Here is a 23,638-nt window from a genome sequence, read left to right as displayed (position 1 = left end):
CTATTAAAATTAGCGCTAAATAGATGCTGTGTAGTCGATGCACTCTAAAAAATATAGTGCTGCTGGGATGCTTTCTTTTAAAGGATGGGTTGCCCAGCATCGAAAAAGATTCATGTAAACAGCCAGTAAGGAAAATTTATACCAGTAGCATATTTAAATCTATGTAACAGTTTGATTTTCAATGAACTATTCTACAATTATTGACACGCCTTATTGGCATAAAAAAATGAGCATATCGACTTATGTAGCCAATATACTCATTTTTTATTTAAAAGCAATACTAGACTTGTGGGCTTGAGCTAGTATTATTAGTGTCAGTATGAGAAGTGTCAAGCTCACTCTCTACATCAGTACCAAATATCTGCTCGTATGTCAGTTCTTCTTCTATGGGCTCATCTTTAGCTACTTCATCATCAAAATCAGCCGTTTCATGCTTATCGTCCTTTTCAAAAGGCTCGAGCACTGGCATCAGTAACGTCGCTTGTGCTAAAGGTAAGACATCCAGCGGCGCTATATTAGCTTGACCCAATAGCTGCTTTAAACGATCACTTGGCAAGCGCACCGTTAGAATCTCGTGCCCCGTGTCATCATAGCTTTCCTCTAAAATCACACCCAGCTCGTACAAAGTGTTTTTGAATTGACCAGCATTATAAGGAAGCGTTAAATCAAAAGTAGTTAAGGTACCCATCAATAACTGTTGTACAGCAAGCGAGAGCTCATCCATGCCTAAATTTTCTTTTGATGAGACATAGACGCGATTGGGCTGACCTTCAGAGGCGTAACCCACATGCGACGGTTCTCCAGTCAAATCAATTTTGTTATAAACATTGAGTACCGGTACGTCATTATCGATCTCAGCAAGCACGTCTTTAACCGCTTGGATTTGTTCGTGCATATCCTCACTTGAGGAATCAATGACGTGCAGCAATAAATCAGCTTCCAAAGTCTCTTCTAATGTGGCATGAAAAGACTCAACAAGCTCATGCGGCAAATGGCGCACAAAGCCTACAGTATCTACCAGTACAACGCGGCCAACACCTTGCCAATCGAGACGGCGCAGGGTTGGGTCTAGGGTTGCAAACAGCTTGTCAGCGGCATAAATGTTTTCATCGACCAAGCGATTAAACAAGGTGGATTTACCGGCGTTGGTATAGCCCACAAGCGAAACAGTGGGGACGTCCGACTTTTGACGACGGGCTCGTCCTTGCGCGCGCGTTTGCTTAACTTTATCCAGCCTAGTTTTTAATTGATTGACGCGCGTTTGTAATAAACGGCGATCGGTCTCAAGCTGGGTTTCACCCGGACCTCGCAGACCAATACCACCTTTTTGGCGTTCCAAATGCGTCCAACCGCGCACTAAGCGCGTTGATAAATGATTCAACTGCGCAAGCTCTACTTGCAGCTTACCCTCATAAGTACGCGCGCGCTGGGCAAAAATATCTAAAATAAGGCCCGTACGATCAAGTACCCGGCACTGCACCAATCTCTCAAGGTTACGCTCTTGAGAAGGCGATAAGCTATGGTTAAACAAGACAATATCGGCATCGTATTCACGTACCAATTCTGCAATCTCTTCTGCTTTACCACTACCTACAAAATACTTGGCATCAGGCCTAGAGCGCGACCCTGTTACTATTGCCAAGGCATTAGCACCAGCTGAGTCAGCGAGCAGTTCAAACTCACCTAAATCATCAGGATCTTGTATTTGGCGGATATCTAAATGTACTAAAATGGCGCGCTCGCCACCTTCATGCCTTTCAAAATATTCCAAAAATTATCACCTATATTAAATAAATAAATCGCTATTATTGATGTCGCCAAAACGATAGTCAATTATCATTGCAGCAACATCACATCTAAATATAGCGCTTAGATTATTATTGATATGCGGTCTTGTACCTTAATATTAAAGCGTATACATCTAATTAGTGATGATTTTATGTTACAACAATTACTGTTTAAAATATAGTCAGCAGCTCAGTGAACAAATCATCACTGAGCGCTATAATTTTGCTATAATTATCCCGTTTTTTGTCAAAGCTATTCTGAATAGCCCTATATTAACCAGTTCTATTTTGACCATTTTTAATAGCATTCAATTTTTAATAGTTATACGGTTCAGTAGTGACATATTTCACGTTTATATACTTAGTCGTTTATACACTTAGTAATGAGGAACACCGATGAGCCAGTCTAAGTCAAATTTTTCACTTAAAAAACAATTGGGCCGTGGTAAAAAAATTGCTGGTATGACCACCACTATCGCTGGCGGTATGCGTACCGCGCAGCGTATTGGCGCGTTTCGAGAGCCTCCTCGTGAGACCTTACCACGCTATATTCAGACTTTTTGTCGCAAAATGGCAGGCTCATTTGGTATTACTATTGAACAGGTGGAACCTGTACCGCAGCATCATGGTTTGTGGGTATCTAATCACGTCTCGTGGATGGATATTCCAGTAGTCGGTAGCGTGAGTCCGGCGTTCTTTTTATCAAAAGCTGAGATCGGAGAATGGCCCGTATTTGGTAAGCTTGCTCATGCTGCGGGCACGTTATTCATTCAGCGCGGTTCAGGTGATGCAGGCTCGGTTGCCAGTCAGATGACTGATTTTTTAAAAAAAGGATTTTCAATTGTTTTTTTTCCAGAAGCAACAACCACTGACGGCAAAAAAATCAAACGTATTCATGGCACATTGCTGCAAGCAGCGATAGATGCTGATGTTCCCATTCAACCAGTGGTATTGGCTTATGTAAATAAAGACGGGACGTTAAGTGAGGCGCTACCATACTACGGTAAGCTGACTATGAAGGAGAGTATGAAGCGCGTCCTTGATAGCAGAAATGTTACTGCCCACGTGTTACCACTTGAGCCAATAGATCCTAATGGATGTACTAAAAGTGAATTGACCAATATATTGCAAAAACGGATGCAAGAGGGGCTGGCTGAATTACACTCAAAGGTATTAAGCACTGCCGCCAAAGCTTAAAGTGTTTGTATCCAAAGTTCTCGTATTTAAACTGACATTCAATCAAATAAAAAGAAAAGAGGCGCAAATTATAATTATTTGCGCCTCTTTAGGTGTGTAATTTTATATCATTAACAGTATCTTTAATTCGCTCTAGGGTGACGGGTTGGGCTGGCGAGTATGCACCGCCTCTATAGCATCAAGCACGTCTGAGCTTAGGGTTAAATTAATACTATCAATATTGGACTTCAGCTGCTCGGTACTGGTCGCGCCAATAATATTACTAGTGACAAACGAGCGCGAATTCACAAAAGCTAACGCCATTTGTGCCATATCAAGTCCAGCATCAGCAGCAATCTTAGCATATTGCTCGGTAGCTGATTTAGCTTCATCATTAATATAGCGCTGAAAACGGTCATACATCGTCAAGCGCGCGCCTTTGGGACGTTTGCCATCAAGATATTTACCTGATAATACTCCAAAGCCAAGCGGCGAATAGGCCAGCAAACCGACATTTTCACGGTGGGCAATCTCTGCCATGTTCACTTCATATAGACGATTGAGCAAGCTATATGGGTTTTGAACGGTGATAGGTGCAATCAAGTTATTCTTTTCTGCCTCCCAAAGGTAGCGCATTAGTCCCCAAGCGGTATCGTTTGAGAGTCCATAAGCACGAATACGGCCCTTTTTAATCTCATCGTTGAGCGCTTGAATAGTCTCTAAAAACGGTGTTAAATCATCGAGTGATTGTGCAGCCATCTCTTCGTTATAGCCGCGTTGACTGAAGAAGTTGGTTTGCCGCTCAGGCCAGTGTAGCTGGTATAAGTCGATATAGTCAGTTTGCAAGCGCTCAAGATTACCATCAATAGCGCTACTGATATGCTTGGCATTATAACGGCTTTGGCCGTCACGCAAAAAGCTTGCTGGCGACATTTTGCTGGCAAGAATGACTTTATTGCGCTGTTTGGTTTTGGCAAACCACGTACCGATATGACGCTCGGTATCGCCTTGTTTATCCGCTTCGGGCGGTGAGGGGTACATCTCAGCAGTATCCCAAAAGTTGACGCCCGCGCTTAGTGCTAAATCCATTTGCGCGTGAGCCTCGCTCTCGTCATTCTGCTGACCCCACGTCATCGTACCGAGGCAGATTTTGGACACTTTTTCATTAATTTGCGGCAGAGTTGTATAATGCATGCGTTTATCCTTTTTAGTTTTATGAAATGGATTGTTAAGCTTAAATGAGCTGTATGCCAGTGACACCGGGCGGGGTGACTTTAAATATTTTCACTTTAAATAATACTGCTTGACCGGCCAATGGATGATTAAAGTCCACTTCTATCTCGTCATCATCTATGGCGCTAATGGTACCTGGTAGTGTGTTTTTGCCTTTATCTTCGAACTCTACCATCATCCCTACCTCAGGATTGTCAGCGATAAGAGCGAACTGCGCCCGGCTAAAGTGTTGCACATTATCAGGATTCCAATCGCCAAAGGCTTGTTCGCTGTCCAAATGTGCGCTGCGCGTATCTCCCGCGCGTAGATTCATAAGTACTTGCTCAAAACCAGGTAATAAACTCTCATCACCGATAGTTAGGGTCACTGGGTTATCTCGGCTAAAGGTTGAATCAATCACAGTACCATTCTCTAGCGACACCTCAAAGTGTAGCTTTACGGTACTGCCGTAAGTGATACGCGTGTCTTCGTTGGGGTTGATAAATTGCGAGTCGGTCATAATTGATAGCCACTTGTTGATGAGTTAAGAGTATTATTAAATGAGCATGATGTAAGAAATGATAAGCCAAATTATGAGTGCTGTAAGCGTCAATAATGTAACCTAAATAGTGTACTATATTTGACTAGCCTATTTAACGAGTATAAAAGTGAGCGATGGTATTAATGGCAAATAGACAACAAGGTCATATCAAAAACTGGCAAGATGACAAAGGTTTCGGTTTTATTGAAACTGAGGTTGGTGAGTCAATATTTTTTCATGTCAGTGAGTTTAAGGCGCATCGGCGTCCAGATATTGGCGAGCCAGTAGTGTTCACCATCGCCCAAGATAACCAAGGCCGTTTGCAAGCCAAACAAGTGCAAGAGCTGAGCTTTGTACAGCAACAAATGGCACAAAAGAATAGTCAAATACGCAAACGTAATCATCAACGAAGCGCACAAGCAGACTTTGAGGCCGGACAAAAAAAACGTTTGTTTCTTGGTGTGAGCTTCTACGGTGTATTAGTACTACTCGCGTTTATGGGCGATATCAGCTGGCTGGTCGTCGGATGGTACGTATTGCTTGGCGGTATTACTTATATAATGTACGCTAAAGATAAGGCGGCCGCGCAAAGCGGTGAGTGGCGTACGCCTGAATCGACATTACACCTATTGAGTGCAGTTGGGGGTTGGGTTGGGGCGATGATCGCGCAGACGTATCTGCGTCATAAATCCCAAAAGCCTGAGTTTCGTATGACTTATTATTTGACGGTAATTATTAACTTGGCAGCGCTACTATTCATTATGGCGGGTGGCGGTTTAGATATTTTGTAGGGTTTAAGCTAACTTTGCTCTAGCATCTGCTGATAAACTATCGCATCTTGCGCTGAAAAACAGCAAAAGATAATCTCTCGGATTGGAAAGTCATTCGCGTTATCCAACCCTCTTTGTACGTATTCTTGCACCGTATTAACAGCGTTCCTAGCTGCTTTGTCAATGGGATAACCATAAACGCCCGTACTGATGGACGGAAAAGCAAGGCTGGCGACATTGTTTGCAACGGCTAAATCTAATGAGTTCTGATAGCAATTGATAAGTAGCGCTTCCTCGCCCTTATTACCACCATGCCAAACCGGACCTACCGTATGAATGACATACTTCGCGGGCAAATCAAAGCCCGGACTTATCTTAGCCTCGCCAGTGGCGCAGCCATTGAGGGTTCGGCAATACTCTAGCAATTTAGGCCCTGCTGCTCGATGAATTGCACCATCGACACCGCCGCCGCCAAGCAGGCTTGAATTGGCTGCATTGACAATGGCGTCGACATCAAGTGTAGTAATATCTGCTTGCATCATTGACAAAGTAACCTTATCTTTAATCTGATTATTAACAGCTGAAATTTGCTTTTGATAAATGGAGCTGGCTTGATTTGACATACGAGTATCCTTGTAACTGTGCAATAATAGTCTTTTTTTTACTCTAAATTATTTTACATCGTTTGTTTGTATATAGTCTGCGTATAATAAGTTGCAAGTTATAAATACCGTTTATGGTTTTATAAACAGACAAATTTTTGATATAAAAAGGCGAACTATAATGATTACCTTATATAAATACACTCATCCTAGCCGCGCCGAAACCGTCATTTGGGCACTAGAAGAGCTGGGCTTTGATTATGAAACCAAAGAGCTGGACGGTAAAAAAGGCGAGCAAAGAAGTCCTGAATTTTTAGCGATTAATCCGTTCGGTAAAATTCCAACCATCACCCATAATGGTAACCACTTCACCGAATCACTCGCTATCATCGAATATCTAAATGATTTACATCCCGATAAGCCGCTTACGCCAAATCCGGACGATGAAGATTACGCGGAGAAAAACTACAAACTGCGCCAAGTCATCTCTTTTGGCATGATTGAGATCGAAAGCTATCTGTGGATACTGACCAAGATTAAAGTGTTAAACAACTATGAGAGCTGGCCTGAGGGTACAGAGCAAAACTGTATGCAGAGTATTCAAAGCGCGTTACCAATTGCCAGTGCTTGGTTGGATAATCAAGACTACATTGCCGGGAATCGCTTTACGCTCGCTGATATTTATTATCAGCATCTGTTCTCATGGCTTAAAATGATGGGGGTTGATCTGCCTGAACAAGTTAAAGGTTATTTGAAAAGGTTGTCAAAGCGGGAAAAGTTTCCTAGGAGGTAGGGTTGTTTTTGGGGAAAGTTGATTAGGTGTCTGTCAAAGGTTCCACCTAGCATAAAGGCTAATTATTTGAAAATGTTTTAGTCTTAGCACTCCAGTAAAGGGTTATCTCTTTTTCTTGCAAGATGGGAGCTGCAAGGGTGCGACCTTTATCATCAATAAATTCAATCATATATGCAGGAGGGTTCGTATCGAAAATATCTACTACCGTTCCGCTATCACCCGCTTGAATATGATCTTCTAAATCTTTTAAGACTTTAACAACGTCATTTATTTCAAACATACAATAGTCCCCTAGTTAATACATTATGATAATTTCTGATAAATAATAAGTAAGATTGATTCAGTTTTTGAGTACGGAGCGCTCAACCCACTAATAAGGACTCAAATCACGATATATTCTATAGTTTATTGCATCACAACCCATCAAGAATATGATTTTCAATATTAGAAATGGTGGGTTACGTTTCATATGCATTCTCTATGAAAACTTGATAAAACTCACCACACCTTATGCTTATGAGCGTTATTTAGACATAAAACGACAATTCATACTATGCAAAAAACACCAGTAAAAAAAGGGTCATGCTAGTGCCGACCCTTTTTTTATTTTATACACCATATCACTTTTATACGAAATACCAGCCGCTAACCCTTACGCTTACTTTCCAAAAATATCATATCAATGATAATCAGCGCGACACCGATGCAGATAGCGATATCAGCGATATTAAAAATCGGGTAATGCCAAACGTCAGCATAATGCACATGGATAAAATCAACCACTTTACCAATGCGCAAACGGTCGATTAAATTACCTATAGCGCCGCCAAGCACCAGCGCCAGTCCGACAGAGAGAACCTTAGCTTGACGCGGCGCTTTAATCAAAACACCAATCAAAAATAGCGCCATAACTAAAGCTAATACCGAGAAAAACCACTTCTGCCAGCCACCCGCGTCGGCCAAAAAGCTAAACGCTGCGCCATAGTTATAGGCGAGCGTCCAGTTGAGAAATGGCTCAATCACTGGTATCGGCTCATGAAAGTTAAGCTTGGTTTCGGCCAGCCACTTGGTCCACTGGTCGATAATAATTACCACCAGCGATAGCAAATACCACACAAAAGCACGCTTACCATTGGCGATCATGTTTGGCTTTTTATTCAAGCGACTTCTAGGTACAGTTGAGCTGCCAGTAGTCACATGTGCAGGCTTGGGCGTAGTGTCAACCTTGATATGCTCTTCCTCAGTTGGATTAGGCATAGCGGCGTACCTCGCCGTTGCCAAAGACATTAGTGACGCAGCGCGCGCACAGCTCTGGATGCGCGCTATCGCTGCCCACATCATTACGAATATGCCAGCAGCGCACACATTTGGTGCCTTTAGCAGCACTGATATTGACTCTTAGATCAGCTGCTGTATCAGAACCGCTTGCGCTATCTGAATCTTCTTGAGATTCATTACTGTTCATTGAAACATCAGTTGGCGCTTCAGCCAGCGGCGCAAGTGTCGCTTTACTAGTAATAAGCACAAACCGCAGCTCCTCATCAAGCTTGGCGAGGCTATCATACATCGCGCCTTCAGCATACAAAGTAGCATCAGCAGATAAATTAGCATTGATAATTTTATTACCGCGCGCGGTTTCGATCTGTTTATTGACCACGTCTTTAGCGCGCATAATGTTATGCCAGTCAGTAGTACTGATACTGTTTAGCTTAAACTCTGGGAACTTGTACCATTCTTGAGTAAAGACATACCTCTTTGCTTCTTGTTTATTGGTACTTTCTAACACCTCCCACGCTTCTTGTGCGGTAAAAGATAAAATCGGTGCAATCCAGCGAATCAGTGCATGAGCGATATGATAAATTGCCGTCTGTGCTGAACGGCGCGGCTGACCATCGGCTTGGGTAGTATATTGACGGTCTTTAATAATATCTAAATAAAAGCTGCCCAAGTCTTGCGAGCAAAACGCAGTAATATGCTGGGTGACCTGGTGAAAGTCCATACTATCGTAAGCGCTTACAATTTGTGCCTGTACGCTTTGTGCGCGCTCCATAATAAATTTATCGAGGCTGACCAGCTCATTAATATCAACGCTATCCGTCGCTGGATTAAAATCATCGGTATTGGCCAGCAAAAAGCGTAAGGTGTTACGAATGCGGCGATACATATCGATTGCACCTTTAAATACCGTTTTACCCGCGCTCATCTCATAGCGATAGTCGCTTGAGGCGATCCATAAGCGCAGCATATCCGCGCCGGTTTTATTGATCTCATCTTGCGGAGTGATAATGTTGCCGAGTGACTTACTCATCTTGCGGCCGTTTTCATCAACCACAAAACCGTGAGTTAATACTTGTTTAAACGGTGGACGCTCATACATCGCCTCTGAGGTTAAGAGGGAGGTTTGGAACCAACCACGATGTTGATCCGAGCCTTCTAAATACATATCGGCAGGATTGGTCAGCTCATCACGCTGCTCAAGCACCGTGTAATGTGTGGTACCAGAATCGAACCAGACGTCTAGTGTATCGGTTGACTTGTCATAGTCAGCGGCATCAGCGCCTAAATAATCCTCGCAGCTGGCATCAAACCATGCTTCAACACCGCCCTCGTTAATTTTCTGCGCTGCCGTTTCCATCAGCTTAAGTGTATTTGGATGCAGCTCTCCCGTTTCTTTGTGCATAAAAAAAGGAATCGGCACGCCCCATGTGCGCTGGCGTGAAATACACCAATCAGGGCGTCCGGTCATCATCGCCTCAATACGGTTTTGGCCCCAAGCAGGCGTCCACTGCACCGTAGGAATATCTTTTAGCGCACGCTCGCGTAGCCCTTCTTTTTCCATATTGATAAACCACTGCGGCGTGGCACGAAAAATAATCGGCGACTTATGACGCCAGCAGTGCGGATAGCTGTGCTCGATCTTGGTGTGACTAACAAGATGACCATTATCATGCAGGGCTTCGATAATCTTAGGATTGGCTTTATAGATATGCTCGCCAGCAAATACTGCTGCGCTTTCTAAATAAACCCCATTACCGCCTACAGGGTTTTCGACTGGTAGATCATACTTTAAGGCCACGATATAATCGTCGAGACCATGACCGGGCGCAGTATGCACTAGACCCGTACCGCTATCAGTGGTCACATGCTCGCCTAAGATTAGCGGTACTTGGCGCTCTTCGATAAGGGGATGCTGAGCTTGCAGACCTTCTAAATCACGTCCTGCTACAGTCGCTAGTACGCCTTGGTTGCTGGCGTGAATAGACTCTAAAACAGTATCGATGAGATCGCTGGCTAATAATAGGTTACCTTTATCAGTGGCGACCACGCTATAGTCATGCTCTGGATGCACAGATATCGCTTGGTTGGCAGGCAAGGTCCACGGCGTAGTAGTCCAAATAACCGCAGCAACGTTGTCATTTATATCAGCGAATTTAGCAACTTTGTCAGCGTCCAAAACATCAAAGCTGACATAAATAGCATCAGAGGCTTTGTCGTAATATTCAACCTCCGCCTCTGCTAGCGCTGAAGTACAGTCTAAGCACCAGTTGACCGGTTTCATGCCGCGGGTGACATGTCCGTTTTCATAAATTTTTGCCAGCGCACGAACGATATTGGCTTCTTGATGAAAGTTCATGGTCAAATAAGGATTGTCCCAATCACCAAAAATCCCCAAACGTTTAAAGTCCGCTTTTTGTAGCTCAATCTGGGTACTGGCATACTCACGGCAGAGACCACGAAACTCAGTTGCGGAAACTTTTTGACCCACTTTACCCACTTTGGCTTCAACCTTTTGTTCGATTGGTAGACCATGACAGTCCCAACCGGGTACATAAGGCGCATCAAAGCCCGATAAAGTTTTTGATTTAACAATCATGTCTTTAATGACTTTATTGACCGCGTGCCCTAAGTGAATCTGCCCGTTGGCATACGGAGGGCCATCGTGCAAAATATATTTAGGCGCGCCCTCTCGCGCTTGACGAATCTTGGTATAAATGCCGTCTGCTTCCCACTCAGCTAACCAATCTGGCTCGCGTTTGGCCAGATTAGCCCGCATGGGAAAAGGGGTGTCAGCAAGGTTGAGAGTGTCTTTATAGTCGATAGATTCGGTCATAGTGGTGGTCTTTGTCTGTATTATATGATTTATATGGTGAATAAGAGGTAACCATTAGCAAAAAAGTAGCTACAGTCTAATATGTCTAGTGGATATGCGGGTATGATTAGCAAAATCAAAGCTACCTATTATAAGATAAATAATTTACTAAAAATAGGGGCTATAATTCTTCGGTTTAGACGGTTTTAATCGTCCTTAAAAACCCTAGTCCGCTGATATAATTAGCTGCTCTGCTAACGTTGAAAAAGGTTGGATAGAGCGCTGAAAATCCAGCCCGGCTTCTAAGTGATTCAAATGTTGATCAATTAATAAGATCAGGCGTTTTTCATCCTTGTCTGCAAGTGCTTGCACAATACCTGAATGCTCATCTTCTGCGCAATTTGAAGAACCCGCTTTGTTATACAGGCCAATAATTAACGTCGTACGCAGTGTCAGCTCATTCAAAAACTGCTCCAAAACTTTATTGCCCGCTATGATTGCTAAATGCATATGAAAAGCGCGCGACAAGCGCAGCTCTGCTGGTTTATCAGCGCGCGCATGAGCCTCGGCTTCAGCGCTTATTAAATCGCGCATATCGAAGATATCTTGTGATTGCACGTTTTTGACAGCGCTACGTGCTAGGGTGCGCTCAATAGTACGGCGAGCCTCAAACACATCACCAGCTTCTTTTGGGGTAGGGGTTGACACAAAAGCGCCACGATTCGGCTGCAACTGCACAACATGCATGGTAGCAAGGGTGGATAGAGCGCGTCTTACGTTGGCTCGATTGCAATCAAATAGATCACTAAGCATCTGCTCGCCAAGCTTAGTTCCAGCTGACAAACGCTGTTCTGATACGGCCGTAGTAATAGCGTTAATAATAATATGCTCAGGCGTATTATCAGATTCCAAGATCTTTTCTTTTGAGGTTTTTTTATTCATAGCCGCGATTATAGTGTGCCATTCGCGCCTCTACAACAAATATTATTTTATCAGTTGAATTGTTAACAATAATAGTTAACAATATTTACCAGTGTCATTATTTATTTTTGGCAACATTATAGTTAGTCGAATGCCGTCAATTGAGAGCCTTTATGAAAATTTTAGTAATGAATCCAAACTCAACCACTTCTATGACCGATAAAATCGTCGAAAGCGCTCGTCAAAAAGCCAGCGCTGGAACGACTATTATTGGTGCTTCTGGCACAGATGCGCCAGCCTCTATCCAAGGTCATCATGATGAAGCCATGTCAGTACCAGGGTTATTAGCTCGTCTCAAGCAAGCTGAAGCAGAAGGGGTCGATGGCGTTGTGGTCGCTTGTTTTGATGATCCGGGTATTGGTGCTTGCCGCGAAGTGTTTTCAGGGCCGGTTCTTGGGATTTGTGAAGCGGCGGTTAAAGCGGCAAGTATGATCTCAACTTCATTTAGCGTCGTCACTACCTTACCGCGCTCTGTGCCTGTCATTGAAGACTTAATCCACGGTTATGGTCTGTCGCATCGTTGTAGACGGGTACGCTCTGCTGAAATACCAGTGTTGGCACTTGAGGAGCCAGGTTCTGGTGCGAGTGAAAAAGTCCGCGACGAGATCCTGCGCGCTGTAAATGAGGACAACTGCGAAGCTGTAGTTCTAGGCTGTGCTGGCATGGCGGATTTGACAGAATGGTTAACCGAAGAGACGGGCGTTCCTGTCATTGATGGCGTCACTGTCGCCACCCGTATGATTGAGGCTTTAGTCGGCTGCGGACTCAAAACCAGTAAGATCGGCGCTTACGCTAAGCCGATTCAAAGCTAAACTATGCACCATTAACGATAACCTATGCACTACTCACGATAGATAGTAATTCATTTCTCAAGGAAGGAGAACGCAATGGAAAGTATAAAAACGGCCGCTGCGACAGCAGGAATAGATACGCTGGATCATAAGGCAATTGGAGAGGAGAGCCTTGCACCGCAAACTACGCGGATTATGGGTTCATGGTCTTATTTATTTGCATGGCTTGGCGGCTGTGTGTCTATCGGTACGTTTACAGTTGGCTCAGGACTGGTCGGCACTTTAAACTTACTACAAGTAGTACTGGCGATCACCATTGGTTGTACGGTTATTGGTGCCGCATTGATGATCAATGGCAAAGCCGGACACAAATACGGCATACCGTTCATGGTGCAAACGCGCTCTGCATTTGGCTTTACGGGCAGCCGGATACCAGCTCTAGTGCGCTCAGTGCCAGCGATTGTCTGGTTTGGTTTTCAAAGCTGGATTGGCGCAGGAGCACTAAATTTAGTATCAGATACCTTGTTTGGCTATAGCAATATTGTCGTTTTCTTCTTAGGTTTTCAGTTCTTACAAATTGGTCTATCGGTTCTTGGGTTTCATGGCATCAAATGGCTTGAAAACATCGGCTCGGTGTTTATTATCTGTTCACTAGCTTATATGTTCTTTAGTGTCATTGACAAATATGGTACGACGATCTCAACCAATCTTGTCAACGTCGAGGGCAGTTGGGGTACTCCGTTTTGGGGCGCAACGATGCTGTTCTTAGGTGTTTATAGCACCATGATGCTCAACGTGTCAGACTACTCGCGTGAACTACGTAAAAACGTAGGACTATTTCGTCAAGTGGTTATCTACGCCAACTCAATTTTGCCTGCTACCTTGTTCATGGGTTTGATTGGGGTCATGGTCACTAGTGCTACAGGCGAGGTTGATCCTATTCAAGTTTTCTCAAGTGCCGTTGATAACAAGCCTTTACTAGTTATTACTATGCTATTTATCGCTTTTGCTCAAGTCACCACTAATATTCTAAACAACGTTATTCCTCCAGCTTATGCGCTGATGGATATATTTAATCTCAAATATAAAACTGCCGCTGTTATTGTCGGTCTGCTTGCTTTTTGCACTTTCCCTTGGGAGCTGGTAAAAGATGAGTCTGCCGCTGGATTAAATCTATTTATTCAAACCTATTCAGCCTTTTTGGGGCCACTATTTGCTATTTTAGTCGTTGATTATTATTTCCTTCGTAAGCAAAAGCTTGATCTAGATAAACTTTACGACAAAAATGGACCTTATAAAGGTACCAATATGGCAGCAGTCATTGCTATGATAGTGGGTATCGTAGTTGCGCTATTGTTTTCAAGCGTCTCTTGGTACGCCAGTCTGATTCCAGCTGGAGCTATTTATTGGATATTGATGCTAAAAATGCCAGCGGCTCAGCGTTTTATGTCATAAACGCTTGGTAAGCTTACTTTAAAATATGTCCTAAGATATCCATGCTTATTATAACCACCACTCTTAAAAACTTTGAGCAAGGAAGAATTATGAAAATAGGAATCCCAAAAGAGATTAAAAATAATGAAAACCGCGTTGGTTTAACCCCAAACGGTGTCAATATGCTAGTTGACGATGGTCATGAGGTGCTCGTTGAAACTGATGCAGGCATAGGCTCGCAATTTACTGACGATGATTATAAGGAGGCGGGCGCAACTATCGTTGATAGTGCGACCAAAGCATGGAATGTCGAGCTGGTCATTAAAGTAAAAGAACCACAAAAAGAAGAATTTCAATACTTAACCGAAGATCTGATTCTATTTACTTATTTGCATCTGGCGAATGAGCCTGAGCTTGCCGAAGTATTGATCAATAATAAAGTCACCGCTATTGGCTATGAGACCGTGCAACTTGAAGATGAGTCACTGCCACTGCTCACACCAATGAGCGAGATCGCAGGCCGTATGAGCACCCAGATTGGCGCGCAGTTTTTGCAAAGTTTTTATGGTGGCAAAGGGATCTTGCTTGGCGGTGTGCCCGGTGTACAAAAGGGCCGCGTGACCATTATCGGCGGCGGCGTGTCAGGGACAGAGGCGGCGAAAATCGCGGTAGGACTGCGTGCTGATGTAACCATCTTGGACTTAGATCCGCAGCGCCTAAAAGAGCTCTCAGAGATGTTCGGTAATAATGTGCAGACCTTAATATCAAATAAAGCCAACATTGCCAAAAGTGTCAAAGACAGCGATTTAGTTATCGGTGCGGTATTAATTCCGGGAGCATCGACACCAAAACTGGTCACCGAGGACATGATCAAAGCAATGGATGATGGCGGCGTTATTATTGATATCGCCATCGACCAAGGCGGCGTGTTTGAGACTACCGATCATGTCACCACTCATGATGATCCAACTTATACCAAACATGGTATTATCCATTATGCGGTGGCTAATATCCCAGGCGCGGTACCGCGTACCGCAACGATGGCGCTGTCTAACGTTACCTTGCGATATATACAAGCACTCGCCAAAAAAGGCGTAAAAGCAGCCTGCAACGACAACCCAGCACTAGCAAAAGGTGTTAATACCATGCAAGGCTATATGACTTACGAAGCGGTTGCCGAGGCGCTCAATTATGAGTATAAGGATTTAGATGAGCTAATTGATTAGGTTTTTGGTTAAGCGTTTTGATTGTGATTCTTCTGACGTAAAGCTAATACTCTGTTTAGTAGACTAGTTTTTGATAAAAAAGCTCAGTATTTTCAATAATTTAAATTGACGTCAATTGTTAATATATTATATTGTAGGTTAAGATCATCAACCACTATAGGAGCAAGGGACATGGAGCTTTACGATTTAGAATTATCAGGGAATTGCTACAAGGTTCGACTGTTTTTGGCTTTGATTGAGCAACCTTACACCTTGCGTCCGGTTGACTTCTTAAACGGTGAGCATAAGAATGCAGAATCCATTAAACGAAACGCTTTTGGTGAAATTCCGGTACTCGTTGATGGCGATTTAACTCTCAGGGACTCACAGGCTATTCTTATTTACTTAGCTCGAAAATTTGCTAGAACGGACTGGTATCCAACCACAGCTGCTGATGAGGCAAAAGTTGCTCAGTGGCTGATGGTCGCTGAGAGTGAGATTGCAAGAGGGCCAAATGATGCGCGGCTACATGATAAATTCGGCTTTGATCTTGATGTGGATGCCGCTAGAGCGAAGTCGTCCCGTATTCTCACTATCCTAAACGATCACTTAGCTGATCGCGACTGGCTAGAGCTTGATCAGCCTACAATAGCGGATATAGCATGTTTTCCTTATATAGCGCTGAGTCATGAAGGCGGCGTATCATTAGAGCCTTATCCAGAAATACAAAGCTGGATAGATCGCATTAAGGCGCTGCCAAACTTTGTATCCATGCCTGCAATTTAATAGAGTGCTTGGATGCAGACATATAATATAGCGCTGGACTGGGTAAAAAAGATTGATCTGCCAGAGCATCATTTGTCATCCAAATAGTAACGTCTTAGAATTTAATGAAATTTTAAAACAAGTAAGTAATAAGGACTTTAACTTAGAAGGTGTCGCTTAACCACAATCGCAACCTAAGCGACCACAGCGGCTGAATACCAGTCAATCCTTGTGTCATCTTGCCATCTTTTAACACCACATACGAAGGCGTAACTTGTCCTTGCCAATCGGTAAAGATATCGCCTTCTTGGTCGTTGATGGTCGTAAAATTGTACTTATTTTCAGCCAGATAATTATCTAGTTCTTGATCGCTACCCGATTGAATGGCGATGGTGACGATAGGATAGCTACTCGCGTTAGCTAGATTATTGATAGTGGGGGAGGTAACACTACATATCGGACACCAAGTACCCCAAAAATAAACCAGTACTGGCTTATCAGCGCTTATAGCTGCTAAATCAATAGTCTGTCCTTGATAATCAGTAAGCTGCAATTGCGGGTGGGCTGGCATAACCGGCTGTCGCCACCAATTGATAACAGTATAAATTAGTATAAACACTAAGCCGTAAATTAGGACTGTTTTTAGTATTGAAAAGAGCTTTTGTTTTGGCGTTTTTTTAGCTTTTATTTCTGTCTTTTTAATATCAGTCGTCATAGTGGCAGCTTTTTTATTTACTTCCGTGAGGTTTGATTGCGAGCAGTTATTTCAATAGATAAAAATAAACGGCTGAATAAGCAGCCGTTTATTTTAAGTTTTCACAGTAAGTTTCTATAGAGTGTTTCTAGCGATTAAGATTTTTGTGCGCGATTTTGTAATGGATCGCCTAGTAAGACGCTACCTGAGTTCTCACGGCGCTCAGCATCGCTTAGTTTGCTAGCAGATATCTTAGATTTTCGTTTCCATTTAAGACTAAATAAGTCATCGCGGCGATCAAGTAAATTATGCACCGAACCCTCATTACGCACATGGATCAGCTTATCTAAGTTTACATCGGAGAAAAATACCATCTCGGTATTGGGGGTAGTTTCTGCCATAATTGCATCATGCGGGAAGGCAAAATCTGATGGCGAAAAAATAGTTGACTGCGCGTACTGAATATCAAGGCTCTCAACTTGCGGTAAGTTACCCACTGAGCCACAAATCATCACGTAGCATTCGTTCTCAATGGCACGTGCTTGCGCGCAGTGACGCACACGCAAGTAACCATTTTGCGTGTCAGTCCAAAACGGTACGAACAAGATATCCATATCATCAAGTGCCATCAAGCGCGCAAGCTCAGGAAACTCAACGTCATAACAAACTAAAATACCAATACGGCCAGCGTCAGTATCGAAGACTTTTACCTCATCACCGCCTTCAATAACCCAAGCGCTACGCTCGTGCGGGGTAATATGAATCTTGCGCTGCTCCTCAACGGTACCATCACGGCGACACAAATAGCTAACATTATACAAGGTATCGTTTTCATCAAGCAGCGGCATAGAACCAGTAATGACGTTGACATTATAGCTGACGGCCAAATGTGAGATTTCATTCTTAAACCATTCAGTATAATCAGCCAAAAAGCGAATGGCGACGTTTTGATCAGTGGACTCACACAGTCCCATTAATGGCGCATTAAAGAATTCTGGCAAGCAAGCAAAGTCAGAGTTGTAATCGGCCATAATATCCACGAAAAACTCAACTTGCTGCAACAGCTCTTCAGGGGATTCGACCTCTCGCATTTGCCACTGAATACCGCCGATACGCACCTCAGATTTACGCGTATTGGGTTTGTAGTCTTGCGGCTCATAATAGATATTGGCCCATTCAAGGAGGGTAGCAAAACCTTTTGACTGTTTATCATCAGGCAAATAACCGGTCAAGATACGCTTGACGATAAAGCCGTTTGACAACTGAAATGATAAAGCCGGATCATGAATCTCACGCGACTCAACCGCATCAATGTACTCACCTGGCGTCATATCTTGATGATCTTGGTATTTGGGAATACGGCCACCTGCTAAGATAGCGCGAAAATTCATCTGCCGGCACAGCTCTTTACGCGCATCATAGAGCCTGCGTCCTAAACGATACCCACGATACTCAGGATCAATCAAAGCATCTAGACCATAGATAGCGTCGCCCTCAGGATCGTCTTTGATAATTTCTTTGTGACCAATTAGATCATCGTAAGTATGCGGATTGGAAAATTTAGTATAATTAACGCGCACAGACAATACGATACCGATCAATTGATCATGGTCAAACAAAGCAATTTGACCTTCTGGAAAAGCATCAATTAAAGTGTTGATCGTAGTCTTTGACCAAGCCCCGCCTAAGTTTGCATAGACGCGATCCATCAAAGCTTTTAGCTGCGGATAGTCTTTTTTCTTAATCTCAGCAATCGTTAGATGAAAATCGTCTATCTTTTCTACTTTATTCATAATAGTCCTATATCAATGTGCAATTACTATCAGTTGTCAAAATCAGTGGTTAAAGTTTAATAAGGCTTAAATAGTTATATAAGAGAGTTTACAATAGCTTAATGTGCTTACGAAAATTTTGAATTGGGCTAAAAGATAATATCAATGAAACAGTTATGATGTTACAATTATTAACAATATCAATCATTTGTTGTATTCTAACTTACTTACTCATTTACTTTTGTTATATTGAATAAATTTTCTATGTACTAGATTTTTACTTAATAATTGAGATGAGCAATTTTAATATTTTAAACAATTATTATCAGCAGTGCCGACTTGTGAATATTCAATACGCCCCAGTTATGCTTTCTTATATTTAACGTTTTATGTCTATATTCCAACGGTATACACCATCATTCAGGATTAACTTGCTATGTCATCGCATTTAGAGCATATCGATACTATAAAAAACATCGATACTATAAAAAATTTAGATGAAGTATCAGAATCTGCACTAATTCAGCTGGTTTACGTTAGTAGTATCACAATGACTACACGTCTAAATACTTCAATATTTGATGATATAGAAGCGCAGGCTCGCCGTTTTAATCAGTATAATAACATCACTGGTATTCTATGTTATGGCAATGGACACTTTTTACAATGCATCGAAGGTGAAAAGGCGCAAGTACTTGCGCTACAACAACGAATATTCTCTGACAAACGTCATAAAAACACTAAAACATTATTGTTACAAGCTGTTGAGCAACGTAATTTTTCGGACTGGCGTATGCGCTTATTGTTTTTGGAGCGCTGGCTATGGTCGCCGGCGACCAAGCAGCAAGCGACAAAATTAACGCCTTTTCTACCCTTTGCGCCGCACGGCTGGAACCTTAAGCGCACCGAACAGTTTGTAGCGCTGATCAAAACTTTTGAGACGCCGCCCCATATTAGAGCGGCAGGAATTACTTACAATGCGCTAGGTAATATGTTTCGTCATATTGCTGCCCCGCATCAAGCTTTTTTGATAGTGCAAGGGGTCCTCATTGTACTTATTATTACAGCGCTAATATTGCTTTATGTCTAAGCCCTATCCTATTTTTTGTAATACCAAGCACAAAAACGACGCTATATTCTATTTTATAGCGTCATTTTTATGCTCTTTCTTATAGCCTTCAGAGCTATCTAAAAAAGACGAGCCATTAGTAGACAATCACATATCAAAGATCTTGCCACGGTTCATAATATTATTAGGATCAAATACTTTTTTGATGGCCCTTAAGTAATCAATTTCAGTGTCGCTGCGGCTATAGTGCAGATAGGGCTTTTTAGTCATACCGACGCCATGTTCAGCAGATACAGAACCGCCATATCTTTGTACCGTTTCAAAGACATATTTATTGACGATTTGACACTCGTTAAAAAAGTCATCTTTGCTCATGTTTTCAGGCTTTAAAATATTGAGATGCAAATTGCCATCGCCAATATGCCCAAACCAGCATACTTCGAAGTCAGGGTAATTGCTGCTGACGATATGATCAATCTCAGTGATGAAGTCGGGCACATAGCTGATTAGTACGGATAAGTCATTCTTATAGGGGGTAAATACGGAGATAGTCTCAGAGATATATTCGCGCAGCTTCCAAAGCTCAGTTGCCTGCGCCATACTTTGACTCATAACGCCATCAACCACCCAGCCTTCATTCATGCAGTGCTCAAATATAGCCATTGCTTTGTCCATAATAGGCTCATAAGGCGCTTCAAACTCAAGCAAAGTATAAAACTTGGTACGTGATTCGAACGGCTCTTGTACTTGGCCGTGAGCCATTAATTTATCAACCGCAACATCATCGAAAAACTCAAATGCGGTCAGATCAATTTTAGCTTGAAAGGCTGACAATACATTCATAACATCATTGAAACTATTCATACCTAGCACCATGACGTTTAGATCTTGCGGGGGACGCTCAAGCTTAATCTGCGCGTGCGTGACGAAGCCTAACGTACCCTCACTGCCGATAAACAATTGACGCAAATCATAACCCGTAGCGTTTTTGATCATACCGCGGTTTAGCTGCAAAATATCGCCTTTGCCAGTAACAACGGTTAGTCCCATAATCCACTGACGGGTCATGCCGTAGCGAATGACCTTGATGCCGCCCGCGTTGGTACCGATATTGCCGCCCATTTGACTAGAGCCTGCCGAAGCAAAATCAACCGGATAGTACAAGTCCTTGGACTCAGCGAATTGCTGCAATTGCTCAGTGACTACGCCGGCTTCAATCTCCACCAAGCGATCAGCAGGATAAAATTGACCTATTTTATTCATCTTATCCATGCTGACCACAATCTCACCATTGGCCGCAACTGCGCCCGCTGATAGTCCCGTACGGCCGCCACTTGGCGTTAATACTACACTATGCTTATTAGCAAGCTTGACAATAGCTTGTACCTGCTCGGTAGTCTTTGGAAACACAATAGCAGAGGCGGCAGGGGCAAAATGTTTGGTCCAGTCTTTGCCCCAATGCTCTAGGCTCTCGTTATCAGTCTTTATTTGCGTGCTATCAAAGTGATGAGTCTCAAGAAGGGTGTTTAAAATGGTTTGTACAGCAGTAGTATTGGCATCTGCTATAGACCTACTGGTAGGCTCATCAACAGGTGCTTGCTCTGCGGCATGGGTACGCTCGTGAGCGGTGGATAGGGTGTCAGTAGAAGTAGTCATAACGATCTCATATTTTGATTAGCAATAGTTTAATTGACAGTAATTTAATTGATAGTAACCAGTATAAATGCGTATTAGGATCAATATTAGCACACTGCTAAGCGCTACCCCACTGCTATCAAGTCACAAAATAAAGTCTGTATATAAGTGTATAAAATAGTAACTATTTATTTAGACATAATCTCTAACAACATCCACTAAATTTGTGTAAGATAACTGAATTATTTTTATTTATTCGCGTAGGCTACTATCTCTTTGATAGCTTGCTACTACACAAATTAATTATAAAGCAATTATAGGACAGATCTCACATGGCATTATCATTACAAAAAGACAAAATCCGGTTTTTACTCCTTGAAGGGCTACATGAGAATGCCCTAAAAGTGTTAGAAAGTGCCGGTTATCATAATATCGAATATCTTAGTCATGCACTCGATCAAAATGAGCTAATCGAAAAAATTAGAGACGCGCATTTTATCGGTATTCGCTCACGCACACAGCTGACGCGTGAAGTCTTGTCAGAGGCCAAAAAGCTTATCGGTATTGGTTGTTTTTGTATTGGCACTAATCAAGTTGACCTAGAAGCGGCGCGTGAGATGGGTATCCCGGTCTTTAACGCCCCGTACTCAAACACTCGCTCGGTTGCTGAATTGGTACTTGCAGAAGCCATTATGCTTTATCGCGGTATTCCAGAGAAAAACGCAGTAGTGCATCGCGGCGGCTGGGGCAAGTCTGCTACCAATTCGCATGAAGTACGCGGCAAAACCATCGGTATCGTCGGCTACGGCTCTATCGGCTCACAGCTGTCTGTGCTGGCTGAAAGCTTCGGTATGAAAGTTATTTATCATGATGTAGTCACCAAATTGCCATTGGGTAATGCGCATCAAGTTGGCAGCTTAGAGGAGCTATTATCCAGCGCTGATATCGTCACTTTGCACGTGCCAGATGTACCCAGTACGCGCTATATGATGAAGGCGGAGCAATTTGCGCACATGAAAGAGGGCAGCTATTTTATCAATGCCGCGCGCGGTACTTGTGTGGAGATTGACGATTTAGCGGCAGCTCTTGAATCAGGCAGAGTTTTGGGCGCAGCGATTGATGTGTTTCCAAAAGAGCCAAAGTCCGCTGACGAAGAGTTTGAATCACCGCTACGTAAGTTTGATAATGTGATTTTGACCCCGCATATTGGCGGCTCAACCCAAGAGGCACAGGCCAATATTGGCCTTGAGGTAGCTGAAAAATTCGTCAAATACTCAGACCAAGGCGATACCGCTACTGCGGTTAACTTCCCAGAGGTCTCTGTACCGTTTAAAGAGGGCTCACATCGTCTACTGCATATCCATAAAAACGTCCCAGGAGTACTCTCACAAATCAACCGCTTGTTCGCCGAGGCACATATTAATATCTTGGCGCAAAGCCTGATGACCGAAGGTGATGTGGGTTATTTGGTGATGGATGTTGATTACAATGATTCAGATGCTGCTCTTGATCAGCTCAAAGACGTCGAAGAAACCATTCGCGTGCGGATATTGTTTTAATTAGCATCGTTTGACTTGGTTTGGATAATAGATGATAGCAGGCAGTTTTAGGATTGTCTGCTATTTTTTGGCGTGCTCTTACTTAGTTGTGAGACTAGCTTAGCTGTGATACTAATTTATAAAAACTGCTTATTTATAAAATATATTATTTATAACTGCTACAGCCTCTATACTGTACCGATGTTCTCAGACTATAAATCTGCGGCTAGTATACTATACGAGCAGCGATGATTTATTGGTTTTAAAATAGATTTTCTATTTTTGAGCTGGTATACCTCATTGTCTTGTTTTAAAACAACAATTGAAGGATAAGTTATGAAAATAAATATTATGAAAGCAGCAGCGCTAGGCGGCGTATTAGCCATGACCGCGACTGCTGGACAAGCGGCTGATCAAGGTACGCATCAATTATCAAGTCATATTCTTGATATAAGTACGGGTAAGCCTGCGCCAAATGTTAATGTAAAATTAATGATGCAAAATAACGGGCAGTGGCAACTGCTTAATGAGCAAAAAACAGATGATAATGGCCGTATTGGTAACTTCTTACCCAATGCTGGTAATGCGGATCATAAGGGTACTTATAAGCTCATTTTTGAAACCAAACCTTACTTTATGAGCCAAGGCTTAGAGTCATTTTATCCGTATGTCGAAGTTAACTTTAATATCGAAGACAACAACCATTATCATGTGCCAATCACGCTATCGGCCTATGGTTACAGTACTTATCGTGGTAGCTAAGTAGCAAAAATAGTTACATAT

At 42.8% G+C, this 23,638-nt stretch carries 21 protein-coding genes; 10 read left to right on the top strand and 11 right to left on the bottom strand.

The genetic code is table 11. The annotated features are described in order from the left end of the window. Positions 1-280: 280 nt before the first annotated feature. Positions 281-1,771: a ribosome rescue GTPase HflX gene (hflX, locus tag ACR63N_RS12455; RefSeq protein ID WP_367104638.1), complete on the bottom strand. Its 1,491-nt coding sequence runs from the start codon at positions 1,769-1,771 to the stop codon at positions 281-283. Between the two features lie 412 nt (positions 1,772-2,183). Between hflX and ACR63N_RS12450 the strand changes: the two genes are divergently transcribed. Continuing rightward, on the top strand, positions 2,184-2,984 hold the full coding sequence (locus ACR63N_RS12450; protein ID WP_367104639.1) for a lysophospholipid acyltransferase family protein: 801 nt from the start codon (positions 2,184-2,186) through the stop codon (positions 2,982-2,984). 132 nt (positions 2,985-3,116) lie between these two features. Here ACR63N_RS12450 and ACR63N_RS12445 read toward each other — a convergent pair whose 3' ends face one another. Together ACR63N_RS12445 and ACR63N_RS12440 are read right to left on the bottom strand one after the other, a co-directional pair. Further along, on the bottom strand, positions 3,117-4,157 hold the full coding sequence (locus tag ACR63N_RS12445) for an aldo/keto reductase (RefSeq protein ID WP_367104640.1): 1,041 nt from the start codon (positions 4,155-4,157) through the stop codon (positions 3,117-3,119). 40 nt (positions 4,158-4,197) lie between these two features. Beyond that, positions 4,198-4,695 carry an FKBP-type peptidyl-prolyl cis-trans isomerase gene (locus ACR63N_RS12440; protein WP_367104641.1) on the bottom strand — a complete coding sequence of 166 codons (498 nt, stop codon included), beginning with the start codon at positions 4,693-4,695 and terminating at the stop codon, positions 4,198-4,200. 164 nt (positions 4,696-4,859) lie between these two features. Here ACR63N_RS12440 and ACR63N_RS12435 point away from each other — a divergent pair, with 164 nt between their 5' ends. After that, positions 4,860-5,507, top strand: a complete 648-nt coding sequence (locus ACR63N_RS12435) for a DUF1294 domain-containing protein (RefSeq protein WP_367106572.1) — start codon at positions 4,860-4,862, stop codon at positions 5,505-5,507. 8 nt (positions 5,508-5,515) lie between these two features. Here the strand turns inward: ACR63N_RS12435 and ACR63N_RS12430 are convergent, their stop codons facing one another. After that, positions 5,516-6,109: an O-acetyl-ADP-ribose deacetylase gene (locus ACR63N_RS12430; protein ID WP_367106573.1), complete on the bottom strand. Its 594-nt coding sequence runs from the start codon at positions 6,107-6,109 to the stop codon at positions 5,516-5,518. Between the two features lie 160 nt (positions 6,110-6,269). Here ACR63N_RS12430 and ACR63N_RS12425 point away from each other — a divergent pair, with 160 nt between their 5' ends. After that, positions 6,270-6,881, top strand: coding sequence for a glutathione S-transferase family protein (locus tag ACR63N_RS12425; protein ID WP_367104644.1), 612 nt, complete (start codon positions 6,270-6,272; stop codon positions 6,879-6,881). A gap of 58 nt (positions 6,882-6,939) precedes the next feature. On the opposite strand, the gene ACR63N_RS12420 is transcribed toward ACR63N_RS12425, so the two are convergent. The 4 genes from ACR63N_RS12420 to ACR63N_RS12405 form a co-directional block, all read right to left on the bottom strand. After that, positions 6,940-7,161, bottom strand: coding sequence for a DUF4926 domain-containing protein (locus ACR63N_RS12420; protein ID WP_367104645.1), 222 nt, complete (start codon positions 7,159-7,161; stop codon positions 6,940-6,942). A 365-nt stretch (positions 7,162-7,526) separates the two neighbouring features. Then, positions 7,527-8,138, bottom strand: a complete 612-nt coding sequence (lspA, locus tag ACR63N_RS12415) for a signal peptidase II (RefSeq protein WP_367104646.1) — start codon at positions 8,136-8,138, stop codon at positions 7,527-7,529. After that, positions 8,131-10,992 carry an isoleucine--tRNA ligase gene (gene ileS / locus ACR63N_RS12410; protein WP_367104647.1) on the bottom strand — a complete coding sequence of 954 codons (2,862 nt, stop codon included), beginning with the start codon at positions 10,990-10,992 and terminating at the stop codon, positions 8,131-8,133. The genes lspA and ileS overlap by 8 nt, the downstream gene beginning before the upstream one ends. Before the next feature lie 204 nt (positions 10,993-11,196). Continuing rightward, the gene (locus ACR63N_RS12405; protein ID WP_367111366.1) at positions 11,197-11,883 is read right to left on the bottom strand and encodes a GntR family transcriptional regulator; all 687 of its coding nucleotides are present in this window, start codon (positions 11,881-11,883) and stop codon (positions 11,197-11,199) included. Between the two features lie 182 nt (positions 11,884-12,065). Between ACR63N_RS12405 and ACR63N_RS12400 the strand changes: the two genes are divergently transcribed. The 4 genes from ACR63N_RS12400 (at position 12,066) to ACR63N_RS12385 (ending at position 16,168) form a co-directional block, all read left to right on the top strand. After that, positions 12,066-12,764, top strand: a complete 699-nt coding sequence (locus ACR63N_RS12400) for an aspartate/glutamate racemase family protein (RefSeq protein WP_367104649.1) — start codon at positions 12,066-12,068, stop codon at positions 12,762-12,764. A 75-nt stretch (positions 12,765-12,839) separates the two neighbouring features. Next, complete coding sequence (locus tag ACR63N_RS12395) at positions 12,840-14,198, top strand: NCS1 family transporter (protein WP_367104650.1); 1,359 nt, start codon at positions 12,840-12,842, stop codon at positions 14,196-14,198. Positions 14,199-14,287: 89 nt separating this feature from the next. Further along, complete coding sequence (gene ald, locus ACR63N_RS12390; RefSeq protein WP_367106575.1) at positions 14,288-15,403, top strand: alanine dehydrogenase; 1,116 nt, start codon at positions 14,288-14,290, stop codon at positions 15,401-15,403. Positions 15,404-15,574: 171 nt separating this feature from the next. Then, a complete protein-coding gene (locus ACR63N_RS12385) occupies positions 15,575-16,168 on the top strand; it encodes a glutathione S-transferase family protein (protein ID WP_367104652.1) in 594 nt (197 codons plus the stop codon). A gap of 142 nt (positions 16,169-16,310) precedes the next feature. Here ACR63N_RS12385 and ACR63N_RS12380 read toward each other — a convergent pair whose 3' ends face one another. Both ACR63N_RS12380 and ACR63N_RS12375 read right to left on the bottom strand, forming a co-directional pair. After that, the gene (locus ACR63N_RS12380) at positions 16,311-16,862 is read right to left on the bottom strand and encodes a protein disulfide oxidoreductase (RefSeq protein WP_367104653.1); all 552 of its coding nucleotides are present in this window, start codon (positions 16,860-16,862) and stop codon (positions 16,311-16,313) included. Positions 16,863-16,996: 134 nt separating this feature from the next. Next, entirely contained in the window at positions 16,997-18,634 is a 1,638-nt protein-coding gene (locus tag ACR63N_RS12375) for a carbon-nitrogen hydrolase family protein (RefSeq protein WP_367104654.1), read from the bottom strand. 415 nt (positions 18,635-19,049) lie between these two features. Between ACR63N_RS12375 and ACR63N_RS12370 the strand changes: the two genes are divergently transcribed. Then, complete coding sequence (locus tag ACR63N_RS12370; protein ID WP_367108446.1) at positions 19,050-19,703, top strand: BLUF domain-containing protein; 654 nt, start codon at positions 19,050-19,052, stop codon at positions 19,701-19,703. Between the two features lie 126 nt (positions 19,704-19,829). Here the strand turns inward: ACR63N_RS12370 and ACR63N_RS12365 are convergent, their stop codons facing one another. Then, complete coding sequence (locus ACR63N_RS12365; protein WP_367108445.1) at positions 19,830-21,338, bottom strand: FAD-binding oxidoreductase; 1,509 nt, start codon at positions 21,336-21,338, stop codon at positions 19,830-19,832. A 311-nt stretch (positions 21,339-21,649) separates the two neighbouring features. Between ACR63N_RS12365 and serA the strand changes: the two genes are divergently transcribed. Both serA and uraH read left to right on the top strand, forming a co-directional pair. Further along, positions 21,650-22,876, top strand: coding sequence for a phosphoglycerate dehydrogenase (gene serA / locus ACR63N_RS12360; RefSeq protein WP_367104657.1), 1,227 nt, complete (start codon positions 21,650-21,652; stop codon positions 22,874-22,876). 315 nt (positions 22,877-23,191) lie between these two features. Next, a complete protein-coding gene (uraH, locus tag ACR63N_RS12355; protein WP_367104658.1) occupies positions 23,192-23,617 on the top strand; it encodes a hydroxyisourate hydrolase in 426 nt (141 codons plus the stop codon). Positions 23,618-23,638 lie beyond the last annotated feature (21 nt).

Source organism: Psychrobacter sp. M4 (genome assembly GCF_055699795.1).
This window is presented reverse-complemented; position numbering and strand designations above follow the sequence as displayed.